This window comes from Gemella sp. GL1, assembly GCF_013415365.1.
Classification (GTDB): Bacteria; Bacillota; Bacilli; order Staphylococcales; family Gemellaceae; genus Gemelliphila.
Genome location: NZ_JACBYB010000007.1, coordinates 69534 through 91723, shown reverse-complemented (window position 1 = coordinate 91723; position 22190 = coordinate 69534). Strand labels below are relative to the sequence as shown.

The window sequence follows — 22190 nt, the reverse complement described above, 5'->3', positions numbered from 1 at the left end:
TATGGCAATTTTATCAATCGGGGAAATGCTTATAGACTTTATTGGAACTGAAAAAGCTTCAATTGATAAGGTATCGGCATTTAAAAAAGAAGCAGGGGGCTGTGTAGCTAATGTGGCCTGTGTCGCTTCAAAATTAGGTCATAAATCATACTTACTAACTTCACTAGGTCAAGATGGCTTTGGTGATTTTTTAGAAAATATTTTAGAAAAGGAAAATGTAGATACAAAATATGTTTCAAGAAGGTCGTTTACACCACTAGCTTTTGTCGCTTTGGATGAATCGGGAGATAGATCATTTTCTTTTTATTTCAAAGGTTCTTCAGCTTTATCGATTTCTAAACAAGATATCGAGAGTGTTGACTTGTCAGAAATAAAGGCAATTCATTTTGCATCAATTGCAATTCAAGAAGAGTCAAAAGAAAGCCATATGCTTTTAATGAAAAAAGCTAAAGAAAAAGGAATTTTAATCTCATTTGATGTTAATTTACGATTTAATTTATGGGATTCTAAGGAAGAATATCTGAAAACAATTAAAGAATTTTTACCTTATGTTGATGTAATTAAAGTTGCTGATAATGAATTGGAATTTCTAACAGGAACTACTGATATTAAAGAGGCCTTGAATAATGATTTATCCCATATCAAATTTGTATTGTATACAAAAGGAGGAGATGGAGCAGAAGTTTACAACAAGTCTAATGTAGTTCTGAAAAAAGTACCTAAGGTAGAAGTTATTGATACTACGGGAGCAGGTGATGCCTTTGCGGGTTCATTTTTATCTCAATTATTGAAAGTTGCAGATATAGATAATGTATCAATAGAAGAACTAGAAGAATTGGCAACATTTTCTACAAATTATGCTAGCTTTACGACAACAAGAACAGGTGCCATTTCTTCTTACGTAACAAGAGAAGAGCTAGCTCACTATATGAAATAATTATAAAAAGAACTTAGTAAATAACTAAGTTCTTTTTATAAGTTTATGATTTATAGTAATTATGAATTTATATAAAAATGGACTTGATTTTATATAAGAAAAAGAGTAAACTAATATAGTTCGATTTTTAATTGAATATTTAAAATTTACAGGAGAAACATATATGTTAAATCGTTTTTTTAAATTACAGGAAAACAAGACTAATGTTAGGACGGAATTGTCATCTGGAGCGATCACATTTTTCGCTATGGCATATATTCTTGTCGTCAATCCAGCTGTTTTATCTAGTGCTGGAATACCCTTTGATAGAGTCTTTACAGCTACAATTATATCTATAGTCTTGGCAACACTGATCGTTGCGTTTGGAGCGAATTATCCAATTGTTGTAGCACCAGCAATGGGGATTAATTCATATTTTGCAAGTATGGTAGGTTTGTGGGGTGTTGATTATAAAACAATATTAGCCACATGTTTAGTAGCAGGACTTGTATTTATCTTTTTATCTTTAACTAATTTAAGAGAAGAGCTAATCAATGCAATTCCAAACAACTTAAGACATGGAATTTCAGTTGCTATAGGATTATTTATTACTTTTATAGGTTTTAAAAATTCAGGGATTATAGTCGCTAATCCAGCTACAATTCTTTCATTAGGGAAATTAGGTGAACCATCTGTTTATCTAACAATACTAGGTGTAGTATTAATTCTAGCTCTTATAGTCTTGGAGGTTAAAGGAGCAATCTTTATTGGAATGTTTATAACAGCAGTCATTTCATACTTTATGGGTATTTTAAAAATAGGTGAGATATTTGAGATGCCCAATATGGACTTTTCCTTATTATATAATCCTATAACTGAAATATCTAATATATTTGAAGTAGGGCTATACGGTGTTGTGTTTGCTTTCTTAATGGTAACTTTATTTGACACTACAGGAACTATGATGGCTGTAACTAGTCAGGCAGGATTGGTAAAAAATAATAAGATTCCAAAAGCAAGATTTGTATTTTTAGCTGATTCGATTGCAACAACAGTGGGTGCTTTATTAGGTACATCACCAACAAGCCCTTATATTGAATCTTCATCAGGAGTTGCTAATGGTGGACGTACAGGTTTAACAGCTTTAACAACAGCGGTTTTAGTATTTTTATCACTATTCCTTGCTCCTCTAGCGGCAGCTCTATCATCGGTACCAGCGATTACATCGCCTGCATTAATTATCATTGGTTCATTTATGATGGAAAATGTTTCTAAAATTGAATGGGATGATATAACAGAATCATTTCCAGCATTTATTACTATTTTGGGAATTCCATTAACTGGATCAATTAATGATGGTATTGCATTTGGATTTATTTTCTATGTTATTTTAAAAGTAATTAAAGGAAAAGCAAAAGATATACATCCACTAATGTATATATTCTCATTATTATTCTTGATACAATTGATAGTAATGTATAAATAAGATAAGAAAATAAGATTATAATCCTTCATCTTAGGATTTTTTATATGGGAAATGTGATTACATACAAAACAAAAATAGTAAGTTAGCTTCAGCTAGCTTACTATTTTTGTTTTGAAATTGTTTAAAATTTCTAAATTATATTATATTTAGCTAATATTTTTGAGCAAATGCATTTACATAAAAATAATATAGCTTTATAATTATATTACTAGTTAGTGCTAAATTAACTTGAAAAATTTTATAACTTAAGGAGAAAAAGCAATGTCAAAAAATATTTTATTTTTAGTAGGATCATTAAGAGAAGGTTCTTTTAATTATCAAATGGCTAAAGAAGTAGAGGGATTATTAGAAGGGAAAGCTGTTGTAACTTACTTAGATTATAAAGATGTACCTGTATTTAACCAAGATTTAGAAACACCAGTTCTAGCATCAGTAGCTAAAGTTAGAGAAGAAATTCAAAAAGCGGATGCAATCTGGATTTTTAGTCCAGTTTATAATTCTGCAATTCCTGGACCAGTAAAAAACTTGTTAGATTGGGCATCACGTGTTTTAGATTTAACAAACCCGGGTGGACCATCTGCACTTCAAGATAAAGTAGTTACTGTATCATCAGTTGCTAGCAGCTGGCAAGAGAAAGTTTTCCCAGCTTATATAGATTTACTAACATTCGTTAGAACAAAAGTTGTTGGTGAATTTACAGCAGCTAAAGTAAACCCAGAAGCATGGGGAAATGGGAAATTAGTTTTAGCTGATGAATTATTAGCAGCACTTTAATATAAAAAAGATTTGTGATGAAAATCACAAATCTTTTTTATATTAAAGCATTAATGTTAATTTTAAAAAATATCATTGGACAATATAAAAAGAATTAGAAATAACTATTTTTAGATGTTAATTATCAATAGTTGAAAATATCAATATATCCTAATTATTTAGTCACTTGTTTTAGTAACATCATCTCTATACCAATATTTGCTAGATATGATTTTTTTTCTAATAATTTAGCTTTATCAATAAAATCACTTTCTTTATAGGCTCGGATTAGCATATTTTTAGGTGTATTATCCTCTGAGATAAATTCTATAATATCAGTCTTGTAACCATAGCTATTTAATACATCAGCCCTAATAGAGTCAGTAAGTAAGCTAGCATATTTTTCTTTTATTATCCCGTGTTTAAGCATAAAAGGAATATGCTTTTCTTTCAGTTGTTTGTTAATTTCTTTTTGACAACAAGGCACAGCTAGGAAAACTTTTACTTTCCATTTTAAAGCTTTAAGTATAGCGATATCACTAGCTGTATCGCAAGCATGCAAACTTATAAGCATATCTATTTCATCAGTAGTAGAGAAATCAGCCACATCTCCGTAAATAAACTCTAAGCCAGAATAGTTTAGATTTTTTGCTATTTCATTACAAGAGTCAATTACTTCTTTTTTTAGATCAATTCCAATAATGTTAACTTTAATGTTTTTTTCTAGGGCAAGATAGTGATAGGCAGCAAATGTCAAATAAGATTTTCCAGAAGCAAAATCTAAAATTTTGATAGTTTTTTTAGGATCTAATTTTTTTACAGCATGATCAATAAATTCGAGGTATTTGTTTATTTGTCTAAATTTGGAATAACGTTCTTTCTTTATCTTACCATCCTTGCTTTGAATTCCTAATTCGATTAGGAAAGCGTGAGGTTTATTTTCATCTAGAAGGTAGCTCTTCTTCTTATTTTGACCTGTTATCGTAAGTTTATTGTCAGCATTTTTTCTATTAATTGCTAATTTGAATTTTTTAGAAATCTTAATATTAATATTTTGTTTTTTAGTTTGGATATTGATGTCTTTAGCTAAATTGAAGAGTTCAGTTAAAGTTTTTTCTAACTCAAGTTTATCAGTTATGAGGATATTTTTATGTTTAATAATACGTTTATAACGATATTCTATTTGTAAGGAAGTTGAGCCTTTGATTAAAATTAGATTGGCAAATGATTTCTCTAGTTCTAATTCTTTATTTCTAATATTAGAAAAAGTAGCTTTAATAAGTTCTGAATTTTGGATAGTTGAGATTAATTCTTCTATAAATTCTTGGATATTCATATTGTTCTCCTTAAATCATTCTGTTTTTATTATAAGACATTAAAGAGAAAAATAAAAGATTAAGTTACTTTTAATATGATTGTTAATAAACTAGTATCGTGGTATAATATAGGGTGGCAAATTTTATAAAGGTTGATTATTTTATGAACGTAAAAAAAATTATTAAGGACATTAAGATAAAAAAAATTTATGGAGAAATTCCAAATGAAGTAAGCTCTATAAGTGCAGATTCAAGAAAAATTAAAAAAGATTCAGTATTTGTAGCAACTGTAGGTTATAGGGTAGATGGACATAACTTTATTAATAAAGCAGTTGAGCAAGGGGCTATTTTAATAATTGCTAGTAAGGATGCGGACTATTCTTATCCCAATACATGTGTAATTGTGGTCAAGGAAAAAGAAGTTAATAAAATTGCATCAAAGCTAGCTAAAGAAATAAATGATAATGGTTCTAAGTTATATACAGTGGCAGTAACCGGAACAAATGGTAAAACTAGTATCACAAGTTTATTACACAATATATGGAGACTTTTAGGAAAGACATCATCTTACCTAGGAACAAATGGTTTTTGTAAGAATGACGATGCACCAGTTTATTTTGGAAACACAACACCCGATGTTGTAACACTGCATAACATGATAGGAGAAGTTAAACGTGAGAGGATAGATAATCTTACTTTCGAAGCTTCTTCACATGCTATGGTGCTAGGAAGAATTTACAATGTTGATATAGATGTTGCTGTATTTTCCAACCTGACTCACGAACACTTAGATTTTCATGGGAATATGGAAACCTATGCTTTTGATAAATCTTTATTATTTGCAACTTTAGGTAATAACTTAATGGAATCTAAGTATGGGGTAATTAATAAAGATGATGATTATTATCCACTTATCTCCAAAAACTTATACCACGAGGAAATTTCTTATTCTATAAAAGATGCAAGTGCGGATTTTTATGCTTATAATATTAAAACTGTAGAAAAAGATGGAGTCTTATCGACATCGTTTGATTTGAAAACGCCTTATAAAAATTATTCTGTAGTAATACCTTTTATTGGTGATTTTATGGTTGCTAATGTTATGGCTGCTATGATACCTGTATGGTTAAAAGGTGAAGAGTTGGATAAGATAGTGAATATCTTAGGAAAGTTATCGCCCTTATTTGGACGTATGGAGATACTAGGGAAAGATTTACCTGTAGATATAGTTTCTGATTTTGCTCATACACCAGATGGATACGAGAAATTATTGGAAGCAACTACTAGTATGAGAAAAGGAAGAAGAACCTTGCTGCTTACAGGTATGGGTGGTGGAAGAGATATTTCTAAAGGACCACTTATAGGTAAGATAATTTCGCAAGCAGACTATGTAATTATTACCACAGATAGCCCTAGAGATGAGGATGTGGAAGTTCTTATGGGAGCAATTGAAGAAGGTATGACTCACAAGAATTATGAAAAAGTATGGTTTAGGGGAGATGCAGTAAGGAGAATTTGTCAGCTTGCTGAGGAAGGTGATGTAATAATTCTAGCATCTAAGGGACGTGAAGATTATGAAATTTTAGCAGGTGGTAAAAAAGTGTGGCACTCAGATCCACTTATTGCATTAGAGGAACTTGAGAAAAAATTTAAGAAATAATAAGTTGAAGGGTTAATTATGACAAATATAAAAGAACAAGTAGAAAAAAGAAGAACTTTTGCGATTATATCTCACCCCGATGCAGGGAAAACTACATTAACAGAGAAACTTCTATTATTTGGAGGAGCTATTCGTGAGGCAGGAACAGTAAAAGGTAAGAAGACAGGTAAATTTGCTAAATCTGACTGGATGGATATAGAAAAACAACGTGGTATATCGGTAACTTCTTCAGTAATGCAGTTTGATTATGATAATAAAATTATCAATATTTTAGATACACCAGGTCATGAAGATTTCTCTGAAGATACATACCGTACACTTATGGCAGTTGATTCCGCAGTAATGGTTATCGATGGTGCTAAGGGGATAGAGGCACAAACTTTAAAATTATTTAAAGTTTGTAAAATGCGTGGGATACCCATTTTTACATTTATTAATAAACTAGATAGGGAAATAAAAGATCCTTTAGAATTATTAGAAGAGATTGAGGAAAAATTAGATATTGAAACATATCCAATGAACTTACCTGTTGGTATGGGACAAAATTTTTTCGGGATTATGGATAGAAAGAATCATTATATTGAACCATTTAAAGATGAAGAAGATTTTATAAAATTAGATGAGAACTACAAGATTATTGGAGATAATCCGTTAACAAATGATTCTATGTATCAAAAATGTGTCGAAGATATGATTTTAATTACAGAAGCGGGTGTAGACTACAATTATGATAAACAAATTCGTGGGGATCAAACACCAGTCTTCTTTGGATCAGCCCTATCTTCATTTGGAGTTGAGTCATTTCTTAACTACTATGTAGATACAGCACCAACACCAAAAGATAGAAATACATCAGATGGAGGTAAGGTAGATCCATTTGACCAAGATTTCTCTGGATTTATTTTTAAAATTCAAGCTAATATGGATCCAAAACACCGTGATAGAATTGCTTTCTTACGTATATGTTCAGGAGTATTTAATAGAGGAATGGATGTGAATTTATCAAGAACTGGTAAAAAGATGAAGATTTCACGCTCAACTAACTTTATGGCAGATGATAAAGCCACTATAGATGTTGCTTATCCGGGTGATATTATAGGTCTTTATGATTCAGGTAATTACCAGATAGGAGACACATTATATCAATCGAAGAAAGTAGAGTTTGAAAAGTTACCGTCCTTTACACCGGAAATTTTTGTAAAAGTTTCTCCTAAAAATGTACTTAAACAAAAACATTTTCATAAGGGTGTTGAGCAGTTAGTTCAAGAAGGAGCTATTCAGTATTATAAAACATTGCATACTAACCAAATTATTCTTGGGGCCGTTGGACAGTTACAATTTGAGGTCTTTGAACATCGTATGAAAAATGAATATAATACAGAGGTTGTCATGGAACGTGTAGGGCAAAAAACTACTCGTTGGATAGAAAATGAAGAAGAAATCAAAGAATCAATGTCTTCATCAAGAAGTATACTTGTTAAGGATATATATGGTAAATATGTATTTCTATTCGAGAATGATTTTGCTATGTCTTGGTTCTCTGATAAGTATCCAGAAATTAAGTTATATAGTCTATTGTAGGTGTATTATGGAAAATTTGATGTCAAAACTTTTAAATTTTTATAATAAACCAAGAAATAAATCAATAATTAACTATCTATTTTTTGGAGTATGTACAACATTAGTTAATCTAGTATCTTACTACTTACTAAGCAAGATAGGTGTTGAAAGACTACCAGCCAATTTTATATCTATAAGCGTATCAATACTATTTGCATATTTTGTCAATGCTAGATATGTTTTTAATTCTACAGTTCGTGGTTTTAGAAAAGTTTTTAAAGAATTATCAAAATTTTTTACATCAAGACTTTTTACTATGGCTGTAGAGATTCTTGGAGTTGAAGTTTTAGTATGGATAGGGATAGCTGATTTTACAAGTAAATTAATAACACAATTTATAGTAATAGTAGCTAATTATTTAATTAGTAAATTTTTGGTATTCAAATAAATAGGAGGAAGAAAAAGTATGAACTGGTTTATAACTGACATGGATGGGACATTCCTTAATTCAAATAGAGAAATTGCTCCTAATTCTAAAGAAGTATTGACAAAACTACAAGATGCAGGTAGTAAATTTATTATTGCAACTGGTAGGGTTGATCTTGCAGTTAGAAATTACTATCAACAAATGGGGCTTAGAGATGTAACGATTTCTTGTAACGGAGCATTTATAAGAAATCAAAGTAATGGAGAAGTGATTTATCAAAATTCTTTTTCTACAGAAGAGTTAGAGATAATTCATAGAAAATTTACAGAAATGAATGATGGAAGTATAGATTTCCATGTTTACACTGCTAACTATATTTATTGTGATAAAATTTCTTTTAGCTTAGCAAGAATTTTAAAAGCTGAAGAAAATGCTAGTCCAGAATTTAAAACGCCTATGCTAATAGATAAAGATGTTATACCCAATATAAAAAATAATAATGATCCTTGTTTTAAAGTACTTTTAACATCATCTAACCATGACTTATTGCTACAAATTTATAAAGAAATTAGTAAGGAGTTTGAACTTGAGTCTGTCTTTTCTGCAACTGATTTCTTTGATTTAACACCTAAAGGAACAAGTAAAGGTAATGCTATTAAAAAGGTAGCTCAATATTACGGTTTAGATATCAAGGATACAGTTGTTTTTGGTGACAACTACAACGATATTGATATGCTTACTGTAGCAGGGAGAGCGGTATGCCCATCAAATGCCAAGGATGAAGTGAAGGAAATTTGTCATGAAATAATTGGATCGCATAATGATTTTTCAGTAATTAAATATGTCGAGGATTACTTGAAAAGTCTTGAAAAATAGGAGAATATAATGAAAAAAAAGAGAAATAAAAAAAATAGACTTAAGTTTAGTAGAATTTTTTCTTTCTTAAGTCTACTTGTACTAATTTTTACAAGCATATTTTTAACATATAAACCAAGTTTAGCAAAGACAAATCTTGGTTTAGACTTACAAGGTGGTTTTGAGGTTCTTTATCAAGTAGAACCCCTTAAAGAAGGAGATGTAATAGATGAAAATGCTGTAAAAGCAACATCTGACACAATAGGTAGACGTATTAATATCCTAGGAGTTAGTGAACCGGTGATTACCGTAGAATCTGGTAATCGAATTAGGGTTGAACTTGCTGGAGTAAAAGATCAAACGACAGCACGTAAAGTCTTATCAACCCAAGCTAATCTAACTATTCGTGATGTTGATGATAATATTTTATTAGATGGTTCAGACCTTCAAGAAAATGGTGCTACTCAATCATTTGATGAATTGAAAAAACCAAGTGTATCTTTAAAATTAAAATCTGCAGAAAAATTTGCTAATGTAACATCCGAAATTAGTAAAAAAGAAAAAGGTTCTAATTTAATGGTAATTTGGATGGATTATGAAGAAGGAGACTCATTCCTATTGGAATCTAATAACGAAAATCCTAAATATATTTCATCACCACAAGTTATTCAAACAATTAACTCAAATGACGTACAGATAACAGGGGATTTCCAATTAGAAGAGGCCAAAGAAATGGCGGCTTTACTTAACTCGGGATCTCTACCAGTTAAACTAACAGAAATTTATTCAAACTCGGTTGGAGCTCAATTTGGAGTAGATGCACTTAAACAAACAGTAATTGCAGGGCTTATTTCATTAATAGCAATTTCAGTATTTATGATAATTTTTTATAGATTGCCAGGATTGGTAGCAGCATTAATGTTGATTGCATATGTCTATCTGGTAATTTCAGGTTTCAATCAAATTGGTGGGGTATTAACACTACCGGGGATTGCCGCTATAATACTTGGGGTAGGGATGGCAGTAGATGCAAATATCATTATGTATGAGCGTATTAAAGAAGAGATAAGAGCAGGTCATTCGCTACAGAGGGCTTATAACATCGGTGCTAATCAATCACTATGGACTATTTTTGATGCACAGATTACAACTGTAATTGCAGCTATAGTTTTATTCATCTTTGGGACAAGTTCTGTAAAAGGATTTGCGACCATGTTATTACTTACAATTTTTGTCAGCTTTATAACAGCAGTATTTGCTACTCGTTTATTATTAAGATTATTAGTTTCATCAAATGTGTTCAATAAGGCTACTTGGTGGTTTGGAGTTTCTAAGAAAGCAGTTTATTCTAAAGACTATCCAATAAATTCATTGGACTTACCTACTAAGTATGATTTTATTAAGTTTTCTAAATTAAAACCAGTGTTTTTTACTTTAAGTATTATTATAATGCTTGCAGGTTCAGCATCTATGTTTGTTAATAAACTAAACTTAGGAATTGATTTCACAAGTGGAACTCGTATTGACGTAGTATCTGCTTCTAAAGAACTATCTGTTGATGAAATTAAATCGGATATATCAGCTTTAGATGTTAAAGATGAGAAAATTATTATTGCTCCAGATAAAAAACAAGCTACTGTACATTCTAAAGAATCTTTTGAACAAGATAAATCAGTAGAAATTAAAGAATATTTCCTTAAGAAATATGAAAAAGATGCTAATCTGAGTGTGGTTTCTCCAGTAGTAGGTAAGGAATTAGCTAAGAATGCGATTTCAGCTTTAACATATGCAGCTATTGGTATAATTATCTATGTAGCTCTTAGATTTGAATGGAGAATGGGGGTAACCAGTGTAATAGCCTTACTTCATGACGTAGCAGTTATTATATTCATGGCTTCAATTTTAAAATTAGAAATTGATATTACATTTATTGCAGCAATTCTTACTATTGTAGGTTACTCTATCAATGATACAATCGTTACTTTTGATAGAATTCGTGAACTTATGCGTCATAAAAAAGTTATTAGAACTAAAGAAGATATTGATAATATTGTAGATATCTCTCTAAGACAAACATTAACTCGTTCATTTAACACTGTAATCACAGTTATTATAACTGTAGCAATAATGCTTGCAATTGGTTCGAAAGCAATTTTTGTATTTAACCTTGCTTTATTAATTGGTTTAGTATTTGGACTATATTCTTCTTTATTTATTGCAGCACAATTGTGGGCAGTATTAAAAGTAAGAGAACTTAAGAAAAAAGGAAAAATAGAAGTAATATTACCTAAATCAGAACGTGATGAGAAAGATAAGGTATTAGTATAATGAAAGAGGTGCAGAAGCACCTCTTTTTATGTATAATTATTAGACTTATGTTTGTTATTTTATGTTATTTATACTATAATGTAAGTAATATATGTAATTTTACATTTAATTAATAAGATAGAGTTACAGGAAGGAGATATTAATGGAAGAAACACTATTTAGGTTACTTTCGGAGCATGTATATACCATTTTATTTTTATCAATGATATTAGAGTTTGTTGCCTTACCGATTCCAGGGGAAACCATGATGGTATTAGCAGGAGTTATGGGGTATCATGGACATGCTAACTATTGGCTTATGGTTTTAGCAACATCAGCAGGAACTATATTAGGAATGCAATTATCATTCGAAGTAGGTCGCAGAATAGGAGCTAAGGCTATAGATAAATATGGACCATATGTAGGTTTAACAAAATCTAGAATGAAACAAGCTAGTAAATATTTTAATAAATACGGTAATATAGTAATCTTTATTGCATATTATTTACCTGGTGTTAGACATATTCTTGGTTATTTTTCAGGTATAACTAAGATGGATTCTAAAAAATTTCATATATATTCTTCATTAGGTGGAATTATCTGGGTTTTCACATTTATCACATTAGGTTATATTGTAGGGCCATCATGGAAACATATATTTAATCTCATGCATAAATTTGGATTAATGCTAGTATTGTTAGGTTTAGCAGGATTACTAATTTACCAAATATACAAAAAATTAGGAAGAAAAGAGTTTTTGCAAGAAGCTAGATTGACCTTAAAAGTAGTAGGACCAATTTTGTTAGTAGTTGCAGGGATTGCTACATACCTAGTATCTAATGCTAGAGGACCTAAGATGCGTGACGATGTTTTTATGGGTGTTTCAGTAATCATCTTAATAATTTCTATCTTCATTTTCTTAAAATATAATAATAAAAATAAGACTAGTGAAAAATTATTAGTAGTGGTAGATTTTCAGAAAGATTTTGTTGATGGAGCTTTAGGCTTTGAAAAAGCTAAGACATTAGAACCGATTATTATGGAAAAAATAAAAACTTATAGAAGTGAAAATCAAGATGTAATCTACACGTTAGATACACATGAAGAGGATTATTTGAAAACAAGAGAAGGTAAATTTTTACCAATTGAACATTGTATAAAAGATACAGATGGGCATAGGGTAGTGGCTGCTCTAGAAGAAGATTTTAAAAATGCAAAAAGAGTGTTTGAAAAAGATGTTTTTGCTTCTATACAGCTTGCTCAATTTATTGAGAAGAGTGACTATAAAGAAGTTGAATTTTGTGGTTTAGTATCTAATATTTGCGTATTGAGTAATATAGTTTTAACACAGACATTAAATAAGGAAGTTCAAATTGTTGTGGATTTATCAGCAACAATGAGTAATAACGAAAAAATCAATGATAGTTTTGAAGAATATTTAAAAGCACTAGGTGTTAAGGTTATTAAATAAGGGGATAAAATTCTATCTCCTTTTTTATTTTACTATTGACAAGAAGGTGGAATACTATTATAATATTAAGAGTGTTAATAACATGGCGATCGTGGCGAAGTGGTTAACGCATCGGATTGTGGTTCCGACATTCGGGGGTTCGATTCCCCTCGGTCGCCCCATTTATAATAATGGCGGATTAGCCAAGTGGTAAGGCACGGGTCTGCAAAACCTTGATCACCGGTTCAAATCCGGTATTCGCCTTAATTTAGACTGTAATCTACAGTCTTTTTTTATTTTTTCCGAACAAGTAAAAATTATTTTATTGACTAAGATAAGAACTTATGATACTATATAGTTAAATTTGAAATTAACTTATTAGGAGGAGTTTATAATGAAAAAATTATTTGTTCTATTAGCAAGCTGTCTTTTAATTCTGACAGGATGTGTTAGCTCAAATACAAGTACAGACAAAAAAGAAGAAAAAGTTTTAAAAATGGGATTTGTACCTACAAAAAATAGTGAGAAGTTAGTAGAAGATATTAAACCACTTGCTGAAAAATTAGGTGAAAAATTAGGTATTAAGGTAGAAGCCTTTGTAGCATCTAATTATGTGGGGGTAGTAGAGGGAATTAATAGCGGATCTGTTGATTTTGGTATTATTCCTCCATTCGCTACAATATTAGCTAAACAGCAGTCACAAGCAGAACCTATCTTAGTAACTAGAAATAGAGATAGAGTTACTGGATATAAGTCAGTAATTCTTACTAAAAAAGATTCTGGTATAAACTCATTAGCAGATTTAAAAGGAAAAAAAGTAGCCTTTGTTGATCCAACATCAACTTCTGGATACATTTATCCAGGAGCTACATTAGTAAAAGAAGGAATATCTTTAGAAAATGATATCACAAGTCAATTTTCAGGTGGTCATGATAAGTCTATTACATTACTATTAAATGGAGATGTGGATGCAATCGGGACTTTTGAAACATCACTATCAAGATATAAAAAAGACTTTCCAGATGCAGAAGATAAAGTAAAAGTTCTTGCTACAAGTGATTTAATTCCTGCAATTACAGTAACTGCTTCAAAACATATGGATAAAGATACGCAAGCTAAACTTAAAAATGCTTTATTAGAAATCCAAAAAGATGAAGAAACGATGAAATTATTTGGAGATTTATTCTCAATTACTGGATTTGAAGAGATAGATCAAGATGCCTATACTAAAGTAGAAGAAACTGCTAAATCAATGAAAGTAGACCTAGAAAAAGTTAAATAATAAAGAGAACCTAAAGATTAATCTTTAGGTTCTCTTTGAAATCTTATAGCATTAATATTATTTAATTAAGCAATTCTGAAATTTATTCTTTATTAAACTTTAATCAAGAATAACTCATCACTAAAAATAATCGGAAGATTAATTTTCTAGATTATTTTAAAAGAAATTATTTTTCATAATATTTAACTATTGATTGAGTACCTTCATTATACTTGATTTCATCAGATAATTCATTGTAGATTGTGTAGGATAGCTCTAATCCAGGAAGTGTTATACCTGATCTTTCACATTCTTCTAATGCAAGTTTCATATCTTTAATAAAGTGATGAGTAAAGAATCCTGGTTTGAAATCTTTTTTTAAAACTCTAGGACCATAAGAAGTCATTGAGAATGAGCCAGCAGACCCAGTAGAAATTGTTTCTAGAAATTTTTCTAGATCAAGACCGGTTTCTTTGGCAAACATATATGATTCTGCTAATGAAATCATAGTAGACGCGATAGCGATTTGATTACCAAGTTTTGCGTACTGTCCTTTACCAGCAGGACCAAAATATTCAATAGTTCTTGAAAAAGCAGTCATAACATTTTTAACTTTATTTTCAAATATAGACTTATCTCCACCCACGAAAACAGTAAGACTTCCATTCTTAGCACCTATATCTCCACCAGTTACAGGACTATCTAGAGTATAGGCTTCTTTTTTTAAAAATTCTTTGTTTATTTTTTCAGCCAATATTGGAGATGATGTAGTCATATCTACAAAGATTTGTCCACTTTTAGCATTTTTTATAAGACCATTTTCTCCTAAATAAACTTCTTCCACATCTTTTGGGTATCCCACCATAGTAAAAATTAAATCAGCCATTAAAGGTGCATCTTCGATTTTTTTTAATTTATTAGCTCCAAGAGCAAGAACATTGTCACATTTACTCTCAGTTCTGTTATAGACAAATAGTTCGTGACCTTTATTAATAAGGTGTTTAACCATAGATTCTCCCATAACACCAATACCAATCCATGCTATTTTCATAAATCAGCTCCTTAATAATTATTTAACTACATTTTAGTATTAATTTCTTTCTTGGTCAAGTTAAGTAGGATATTTTCTAGGAAAAAATTTTTTATATGTGTTATAATTTTAATAGTAAAAAACATTAGGAGATAATTACAATGACAAAATTATATGATAAAGCAAATGAATTAGAGAGAGCACTAAGAGATGATGAAAATTATACAGCAGTGGAGAAAGCTTTCCAAAACTTAGATAAAAATGAAGAGTCTAAAAATTTATATAAGGAATTTATTTCAACTCAAAATGAATTTATGGAATTAATGAATACAGGTCAAGAGCCAAATGAAGAAGCAATGGCTAAATTCCAAGAATTACAAACTAAATTAGTAGCTGATGAAAATGTCTCAGCATTAATTCATGCACAACAAAGATTACAAATCACAATGGAAGATATTCAAAAAACAATCTTTAAGCCATTAGAGGAATTATTTACAAAATACGAAAAATAATATTATTTTATAATAAAAGCACCTTGATATCTTCAAGGTGCTAATTTTAGATAAATAGAGGAGAAACTATGTATATAAGTGAATTTGAAAGTGGTATGGATATCAATCAATTTTTTTTATTGGATCAAGTTATAAAGGGAACAGCATCTAATGGGAAAAATTTTCTAACCCTTGTATTAAAAGATAGAACAGGATCAGTAGATGCAAAAATTTGGGAGGTAAAGCCTGAAGATTATGATAATTTAAAAATAGGTGAATTAATTCATATAAGCGCACTGGCTAATGACTATAGAGGGAAGATTCAGCTTAAAGTAAATTCTTATAGATTAAAAGAAGAACATGAGGAATTAAATATTGAAGATTTTATTCAAACAGCACCACTTGCTAAAGAAGAAATGATTGCAGATTTAAATATTTATCTTAATGATATAGAAAATCCCAAACTAAAGGCAATTACTTCAGAAATTTTGAAAAAATATAAGAATGAATTTGTAGTTTATCCGGCTGCTAAGTCAATGCATCATGATTTTTATTCTGGTTTAATCTATCATACAGTAACTATGTTGAAAATTGCTAAGTCATTAATAGAAATTTATCCTAGTCTAAATAAAGATCTATTATATGCAGGTGTAATTCTTCATGATGTTGGAAAAACTGTAGAATTATCTGGACCTATATCAACAACATATACATTAGAAGGAGAGTTATTAGGACATATTTCTATTATTTCTGATGAAATAGTAAGAGCAGCAGAAAAATTAGGAATAGATGGGGAAGAGATTGTATTGCTTCGCCATCTAGTTTTATCCCACCATGGACAGTTAGAATTTGGTTCTCCTAAACGCCCAATGCTTAAGGAAGCAGAAATTCTAAACTTTATTGATAATATAGACGCACGTATGCAAATGTTTGACAAAAATTTAAGTAAGCTTGAACCGGGAACATTTTCTGAAAGAATATTTGGTTTAGAAAATCGTCAATTCTATGTAACAAAGTTTGACAAAGAATAATAAAAAGTGCTTAAGGAAAGTTCTTTAAGCATTTTTATTATGTTTATTGCTAGAAATTCTAAGTAATGATATAATAAATTAATTATATTATAAATAAAATTAAGGAGTAGAATAGTGAGGAGAATATTACACAACATTTTCGCTTATGCATTTATTTCCTTATTTGCAATAGCACTTACCTGGATATGTGTGTCCCCTTTTGTTTATGAAAGAATACTTAATCCTGTAGTGCTTTTATTAGGAATTCCCTTAATGGCAATTTTAGCAGTGGTTGTTGCCAAAAAAATATTAGCAGCAGATGATGGTAAGCTAAAAATATATACTAGGTGGATAATAGCTATATATTTGAGCTTCCAAGCCTTAATATTATCCATGGATACTTTAAACTTTTCTGACGGAGCAGAAATTGAAAATGAAGCCCACTATATGCTTAATTACGGTAAATTTTCTGGAGAGAGATATTTTTTAGTTTATCCTAATAATATAAATCCGACGATAATCCTATATTGGATTTATAGAATAGCAAATTTCTTACATATTTCACATGTATGGGCCTTACATATATTCTGTTTTATTGTTACAAGTCTAGCAATGTATTTTACCTATAAAGCAGGTGGTAAGTTATTTAATAAAAATAAGCAAACATTATTATTACTACTAATGCTCGCATATATTCCATTTCAAATGTATAGTTTATTTTACTATTCAGATACCTTTATGGTAGTTTTAGTTGCTTTAATAATATATGTGCTTATTCCATCGGACGGAAGTTTTATTTTTAGAACTAAGCATTTAGTGGCAGTTGCTATAATTATTGCCTTTGCCTGGAACTTAAGATCTAATATTATTATTGTAGTACCTGCCTTGATAATATATTTATTATTCTTCAAATGGTACAGCAAATTACTAATATTTTTAGTAAGTTTTGGAGTTAGCTTTATTCTTTTTGGAAAAGCCTTTGATTCTTTATGGACTTATTATGGATTCTTCCAAGATGACGGTTATAAATTCCCAATGTTACATTGGGTTATGATGGGAATGAGTATTCAGGGTGGATCTTACAATTGGCAAGATTTTCAGTTTACATATTTGAGTCAAAATAAATCTGCAGATGACTTATCTTTATTCCTAAATAGAATTCTTAATAGACCAATTTTCTTAAATCTCTTAGTCTTCTTATTGAAAATTAGAGGTAATTGGTCAGATGGAACAATAAATTATACAAATGGTACTAGAGCACTCCGTGATGGAGATGGATTTTTATGGCAATTATTTTATGGTTCTAATAATTCATTCTTCATCTATATATCACAGCTGCTTTATGCAGTAATAATATTTATGATGGTTTATTATATGTATAAACGTCGTAAGGAATATATTACATCAGTATTTTTACTTCAAATTATAATTTTTGGAGTATTTATGTTCCACCTTATCTGGGAAGCTAAGCCAAGGTATGTATTTTCTTGGATGCCTATAATATTTATCTTAGCAATAAAGGGTCTAGTAATATTTACTGAAAATAACAAGATAGCTAGGTTAAATAAGTATAAGAAAAAATTGTTAGTAGCTTTTGCTTTTGTTTTTTCTATACAGATAGTGAGTGATTCCTTCTTAAGACCTACATATTCTATGAATTTAGATTATGACTCTAGGGTAATTAATGGTATTTCAATCTATGCTACTGATAATTATTTAAGAGATGGAATAGTTAGGGTGAATAAAGATAATATTGTAGAACAAACTTACAAGGCTACTATGAAATATAATTATATAAGAGCCTACATTTCATCTTATGATGAATCCAATAACTCTAAGTATAAGGTAGAAATTCTAGATAAAGATAGAAATGTGCTAAGAGAAAAAACTTTTATGTATAGAGAATTGTATTGGGAATTACCACTACAAACATATACAATGAGGTGGTACTTTGATGATTTACCTCCAGGTGACTATAGTGTAAGATTTAGTCAGATAGAAAATGAAAACAATGGTTCAATTGTTATATCTGCAGTTCCTAATGAAATGATAGATATGTATGAACCTGGAAGACTGTATATCAACAATGAAGATCAACAAAAGAAGGATTTGGCACTGCAAATTGGTCGCAAATATGAAAAATTATGGTGGTACTAAAAATGATAGCTTTATGCTGTCATTTTTTATTTATCCTAGAGATATTTTTAGATAGTGATAATTTAGTTATAAGTATTTTTATGATATAATTATGAGAAATTTATAGGAGGTATATTATGCCTGAATTACCAGAAGTAGAAAATATAAAAATAGGTTTAAAGCCTAATGTAGTAGGTAAAAGAATATTAGATGTAAAATTTTCAGAACTTGTAATAAATTCACATTTAGCAGCTAGATATGCTTTAGTTAAGTCAAAATTGAAATATTTTAAAGAAAATATTATAGATAAAAAAATTCTTTCATTAGAAAGAAGAGGGAAATATTTATATTTTATTTTAGACAAGGGATATATGATTACTCATTTTGGAATGACTGGTGCATATTTTGTGGTTAATAGTATTGATGAAATTAAAAATAAAAATTATAATAAACACAGGCACCTTATTTTTAAATTAGATAGTGGAGAACTCTTGGTATATTCTGATATTCGTAGGTTTGGAGAATTACGATTTGTAGATAATATAGAAGAATTCAAGCCTTTTAATAATTTAGCCCCGGAACCATTTTCTGAACATGCTTTAGATCACTTTATGGAAAAACTAGATAGCAAAAGATACTGTATGCAGAAGATAAAAGCTCTTTTATTAGAGGGGAGTGTATTTTGTGGGTGTGGAAATATATATGCTTGTGAAATTCTATATCAAGAAAAAATACATCCAGAAAAATTAGCATGTGAATTAAGTCATGAAGAAAAAGTTAGATTATTTAAGTCCTTAGTAAAGATGCTAGAATTTAGTATTGAGCAAGGTGGTTCTACAATATCAGATTATGTTCACTCTGATGGAAGTGAGGGTAATATGCAAAATTTCCATAAAATATATGGAAAAAAAGTGTGTCCATTAGGGCATACAGTTGAGAATTTAATAATAAAAACAAGGTCAAGTCATTATTGTCCTCAATGCCAAAAAAAATAGACTGGATTATCCAGTCTATTTTTTAATTAGAGCTTACTGCTACTGTAGTTACACTAGTTGCACTTGGAGCAAGGCTTGTCTGTACTTGACTTGTTGTAGATGCTGATTCTGTAACACTTGTTTGTGTTTGGTTTGATGTAGAAGTAGCACCCGATTCTGTAGAACTTGTTTGTTCTTGTTGTGCTTGTGCTGCCAATTGAGCAGCAGCTTGATTAGATCCTGCTGATAACATACTTTCTAAGTAAGTTTTAACAGCGTCAGTATTACCTTTTACATTGTATTCTTCAAATAGTTTTTTAATTGCATCAGTATATATATTTGGATTTTCTGCAATTGCTTTCTGTGCTAAACTTAGAACTGCTTGAGTTTTAACTTCATCAATAGAAACTTCTTTAGTATCTAAAACTTTGATAATGTGGTAACCAAATTGAGTTTTAACTATATCTGAGTATTTGCCTTTTTCAGTATTGTAAGCTACATCTGCGAATTCTTTGACAAAAGGTGTTGACTCTTTAGATGACCAACCTAATTCTCCACCATTAGAAGAGTTAGATGTATCAGTAGAATATTCCTTAGCTAATTCAGCAAAATTTGCACCGGAATCTAATTTAGCTTTTACTTCATCTATTTTTGCTTTAGCTTCTTCATCACTAACACCAGTTGGAATAGCATCAGATTTCACAGTGATTAAGATGTGAGCTAAATTGTATTGACTTTTTTCTTTTTCTGCTTGTTCTGCGATTTTAGCGTCATCAATTCCTTTAGCATCTAAAATCATGTAAGGAACAGCAAAATTTAGTTTTAATCTATTTTTATATTTTTCAAGACTAGTTCCTTGAGATTTAAGTGCAGCCTCAAGTTTATCTTTTCCACCTAGTTGTTGTTCTAATTCAGAAATTTGAGTATTAATAGTATTCTCATCAATTCTGTCTTTATATTTGCTTAGAAGTACTTTTTGCATAACTAACTCAGTGGCAACTTTAGAAATATCTTGTTCCCCCATAAATTCTAGCACTTCTTTTTGTGTAATATCTCCATCTTTAGTAGAGATATAAACATCTCCATTAGTTAAGCCAGTAGCTGAACATCCAGTAATTACTAAAGCTCCTGCTAAAAGGCCTGGTAATAAAGATTTTTTTAGCTTTTTCATACTTTAATTCTCCTTAATTTGAGTATATTTAACTACTATATCATATATCTAATGTAAACTCAATTAAAAGTGATAATATTAGAGAATGACGCAAATATGTTATTTGTTTTATAATCACTTTATAAGTTATATTAACTATAAGGTTAGGGCTTTTGTTGAAGTTTTTTAAATAAAATTCATATAATTTTTCAACTGTATCCAAAGTTAAATTTCCGATATTTCTTTTACCGGATTTTAACGTATAAATACTTTTAGTTGATATGCCAGTTTTTTTGAAATTTTGTACACTGTAATATCACTGTTTAAAAGTTCTTCTATTTCTTTTCTCATAACTATTGCCTTTTTCTTGACTTTGTTTTATAATAAATCTAACAGGTGGTGGCAAGTACCACCTGCAAATTTTTATTTTGTAAGAAGTCTTATTTTAATAAGGCTTCTATTTTTTTTATAGCCTCTTCCAAACTTTCGCTTTCTTTTAAGATTTCAAGTATTTTTCTTGTTTGGTTTTCTTCGGCTAATTCTTTTAACAACTCACTTAAGTTCATTTCGTTTTCCATTTTGTCTCCTTTCTGCAACCTGCCTGCTTATTTATAAAGTTTTTTTAATTTTTTTCTTCTTTCTTCAATTAAGTCCTCTAATTCTCTTAATTCTTCTTCTGTTTCTGCAACTTTTATAAAACTTTTAGCTGTTGATTTTTTCACTATATAATTCTTTTTTTGTCTATTATTACTATCCCACTTAGCGCTAGCTCTTTTTTGTGCATCACTTGTTTTCATACAAATCTCCTATTTGAAAAATATTATATACAATTGTAATATGAATGTTATTAGTAAATAAACAATTGTTATTAATTGAAGTAATACAGTTATAAATTGTAAAAAACCTATTACTTTCAATTTGTCTTGTTCTTTTTTCTTTCGTCTAGATCTTATCTTTCTAAGATTACTCATCTTTATTTTTCACCTCCTTTCTTTATAATTATATTATACGTTATAACTTATAAAAAGTTAAGTTTTTTATTTTTTAATTAAAATCCGAGCAGGATATATAATTTTAATTAGGATTTTTAAGTTTAATAGATGTCGTTTAAAATTTTATATTTTTATATTTTTATAAAACTACTTATATTTACTAAGTTGAGGTTGTTTATGGTTGTTTTGATTAATAAGGTTTGATATAATGAAATTAAGAACAATTAAGGAGTCTATTATGTCTGCTAATATTTTAGAAGAATTAAAAACTAAATTTGAAAACATTGCTAATGAACTAGATAGCATTGAGCCTGAAAGTGTTGACTTAACACAAGTTGATAGATTAATAGCTTTATTAGAAGAGCTAGATACTGAGATAAAAACGATTAAATAAAATTAGTCCCAACAGGGGCTTT

Annotated in this window: 20 protein-coding genes and 2 tRNA genes; 17 read left to right on the top strand and 5 right to left on the bottom strand. The window is 29.6% G+C overall.

Annotation, left to right across the window (positions count from 1 at the left end; genetic code table 11):
* Nucleotide 1: 1 nt before the first annotated feature.
* From HZY82_RS00510 to HZY82_RS00500, 3 genes are all read left to right on the top strand, one after another.
* On the top strand, nt 2-937 hold the full coding sequence (locus tag HZY82_RS00510) for a carbohydrate kinase family protein (RefSeq protein ID WP_135156552.1): 936 nt from the start codon (nt 2-4) through the stop codon (nt 935-937).
* Between the two features lie 163 nt (nt 938-1100).
* Nucleotides 1101-2402, top strand: a complete 1302-nt coding sequence (locus HZY82_RS00505) for an NCS2 family permease (protein ID WP_135156554.1) — start codon at nt 1101-1103, stop codon at nt 2400-2402.
* Nucleotides 2403-2663: 261 nt separating this feature from the next.
* A complete protein-coding gene (locus HZY82_RS00500; protein ID WP_135156560.1) occupies nt 2664-3176 on the top strand; it encodes an NADPH-dependent FMN reductase in 513 nt (170 codons plus the stop codon).
* A gap of 154 nt (nt 3177-3330) precedes the next feature.
* On the opposite strand, the gene HZY82_RS00495 is transcribed toward HZY82_RS00500, so the two are convergent.
* Entirely contained in the window at nt 3331-4491 is a 1161-nt protein-coding gene (locus HZY82_RS00495) for a class I SAM-dependent methyltransferase (protein ID WP_135156562.1), read from the bottom strand.
* 143 nt (nt 4492-4634) lie between these two features.
* On the opposite strand from HZY82_RS00495, the gene HZY82_RS00490 reads away from it, so the two are divergent.
* The 9 genes from HZY82_RS00490 (at nt 4635) to HZY82_RS00450 (ending at nt 14012) form a co-directional block, all read left to right on the top strand.
* A complete protein-coding gene (locus HZY82_RS00490) occupies nt 4635-6131 on the top strand; it encodes a UDP-N-acetylmuramoyl-L-alanyl-D-glutamate--2,6-diaminopimelate ligase (protein ID WP_135156564.1) in 1497 nt (498 codons plus the stop codon).
* An 18-nt stretch (nt 6132-6149) separates the two neighbouring features.
* Complete coding sequence (locus HZY82_RS00485) at nt 6150-7712, top strand: peptide chain release factor 3 (RefSeq protein WP_179938358.1); 1563 nt, start codon at nt 6150-6152, stop codon at nt 7710-7712.
* Between the two features lie 7 nt (nt 7713-7719).
* Nucleotides 7720-8139 carry a GtrA family protein gene (locus HZY82_RS00480; RefSeq protein WP_135156568.1) on the top strand — a complete coding sequence of 140 codons (420 nt, stop codon included), beginning with the start codon at nt 7720-7722 and terminating at the stop codon, nt 8137-8139.
* A gap of 18 nt (nt 8140-8157) precedes the next feature.
* On the top strand, nt 8158-8994 hold the full coding sequence (locus tag HZY82_RS00475; RefSeq protein WP_179938356.1) for an HAD family hydrolase: 837 nt from the start codon (nt 8158-8160) through the stop codon (nt 8992-8994).
* Between the two features lie 9 nt (nt 8995-9003).
* Nucleotides 9004-11301 carry a protein translocase subunit SecD gene (gene secD / locus HZY82_RS00470; protein WP_135156572.1) on the top strand — a complete coding sequence of 766 codons (2298 nt, stop codon included), beginning with the start codon at nt 9004-9006 and terminating at the stop codon, nt 11299-11301.
* Between the two features lie 142 nt (nt 11302-11443).
* Nucleotides 11444-12751 (top strand): isochorismatase family protein, encoded by a 1308-nt coding sequence (locus HZY82_RS00465; RefSeq protein ID WP_179938354.1) that lies wholly within the window; start codon nt 11444-11446, stop codon nt 12749-12751.
* 85 nt (nt 12752-12836) lie between these two features.
* Nucleotides 12837-12912, top strand: a tRNA-His gene (locus tag HZY82_RS00460).
* An 11-nt stretch (nt 12913-12923) separates the two neighbouring features.
* Nucleotides 12924-12994, top strand: a tRNA-Cys gene (locus tag HZY82_RS00455).
* A gap of 130 nt (nt 12995-13124) precedes the next feature.
* Nucleotides 13125-14012, top strand: coding sequence for a phosphate/phosphite/phosphonate ABC transporter substrate-binding protein (locus HZY82_RS00450; RefSeq protein WP_135156574.1), 888 nt, complete (start codon nt 13125-13127; stop codon nt 14010-14012).
* 166 nt (nt 14013-14178) lie between these two features.
* On the opposite strand, the gene HZY82_RS00445 is transcribed toward HZY82_RS00450, so the two are convergent.
* Nucleotides 14179-15042 carry an NAD(P)-dependent oxidoreductase gene (locus tag HZY82_RS00445; protein WP_179938352.1) on the bottom strand — a complete coding sequence of 288 codons (864 nt, stop codon included), beginning with the start codon at nt 15040-15042 and terminating at the stop codon, nt 14179-14181.
* A 140-nt stretch (nt 15043-15182) separates the two neighbouring features.
* On the opposite strand from HZY82_RS00445, the gene HZY82_RS00440 reads away from it, so the two are divergent.
* The 4 genes from HZY82_RS00440 to mutM all read left to right on the top strand — a co-directional run bounded on the left by HZY82_RS00440 (nt 15183) and on the right by mutM (nt 19653).
* The gene (locus HZY82_RS00440) at nt 15183-15533 is read left to right on the top strand and encodes a YlbF family regulator (protein ID WP_179938350.1); all 351 of its coding nucleotides are present in this window, start codon (nt 15183-15185) and stop codon (nt 15531-15533) included.
* A 68-nt stretch (nt 15534-15601) separates the two neighbouring features.
* Nucleotides 15602-16543: an HD domain-containing protein gene (locus HZY82_RS00435; RefSeq protein ID WP_135156578.1), complete on the top strand. Its 942-nt coding sequence runs from the start codon at nt 15602-15604 to the stop codon at nt 16541-16543.
* 114 nt (nt 16544-16657) lie between these two features.
* Nucleotides 16658-18679, top strand: coding sequence for a glycosyltransferase family 39 protein (locus HZY82_RS00430; protein WP_135156580.1), 2022 nt, complete (start codon nt 16658-16660; stop codon nt 18677-18679).
* 116 nt (nt 18680-18795) lie between these two features.
* Nucleotides 18796-19653: a DNA-formamidopyrimidine glycosylase gene (gene mutM / locus HZY82_RS00425; RefSeq protein ID WP_135156582.1), complete on the top strand. Its 858-nt coding sequence runs from the start codon at nt 18796-18798 to the stop codon at nt 19651-19653.
* A gap of 22 nt (nt 19654-19675) precedes the next feature.
* Here mutM and HZY82_RS00420 read toward each other — a convergent pair whose 3' ends face one another.
* The 3 genes from HZY82_RS00420 to HZY82_RS00410 all read right to left on the bottom strand — a co-directional run bounded on the left by HZY82_RS00420 (nt 19676) and on the right by HZY82_RS00410 (nt 21579).
* Nucleotides 19676-20803 (bottom strand): peptidylprolyl isomerase, encoded by a 1128-nt coding sequence (locus HZY82_RS00420; RefSeq protein ID WP_135156584.1) that lies wholly within the window; start codon nt 20801-20803, stop codon nt 19676-19678.
* Between the two features lie 419 nt (nt 20804-21222).
* Nucleotides 21223-21360, bottom strand: a complete 138-nt coding sequence (locus tag HZY82_RS00415; RefSeq protein WP_167753228.1) for a protein phosphatase — start codon at nt 21358-21360, stop codon at nt 21223-21225.
* 27 nt (nt 21361-21387) lie between these two features.
* Nucleotides 21388-21579 carry a hypothetical protein gene (locus HZY82_RS00410; protein WP_135156586.1) on the bottom strand — a complete coding sequence of 64 codons (192 nt, stop codon included), beginning with the start codon at nt 21577-21579 and terminating at the stop codon, nt 21388-21390.
* Nucleotides 21580-22012: 433 nt separating this feature from the next.
* On the opposite strand from HZY82_RS00410, the gene HZY82_RS00405 reads away from it, so the two are divergent.
* Nucleotides 22013-22168, top strand: coding sequence for an SE1561 family protein (locus HZY82_RS00405; RefSeq protein ID WP_167753229.1), 156 nt, complete (start codon nt 22013-22015; stop codon nt 22166-22168).
* The last annotated feature ends 22 nt before the right edge of the window (nt 22169-22190 follow it).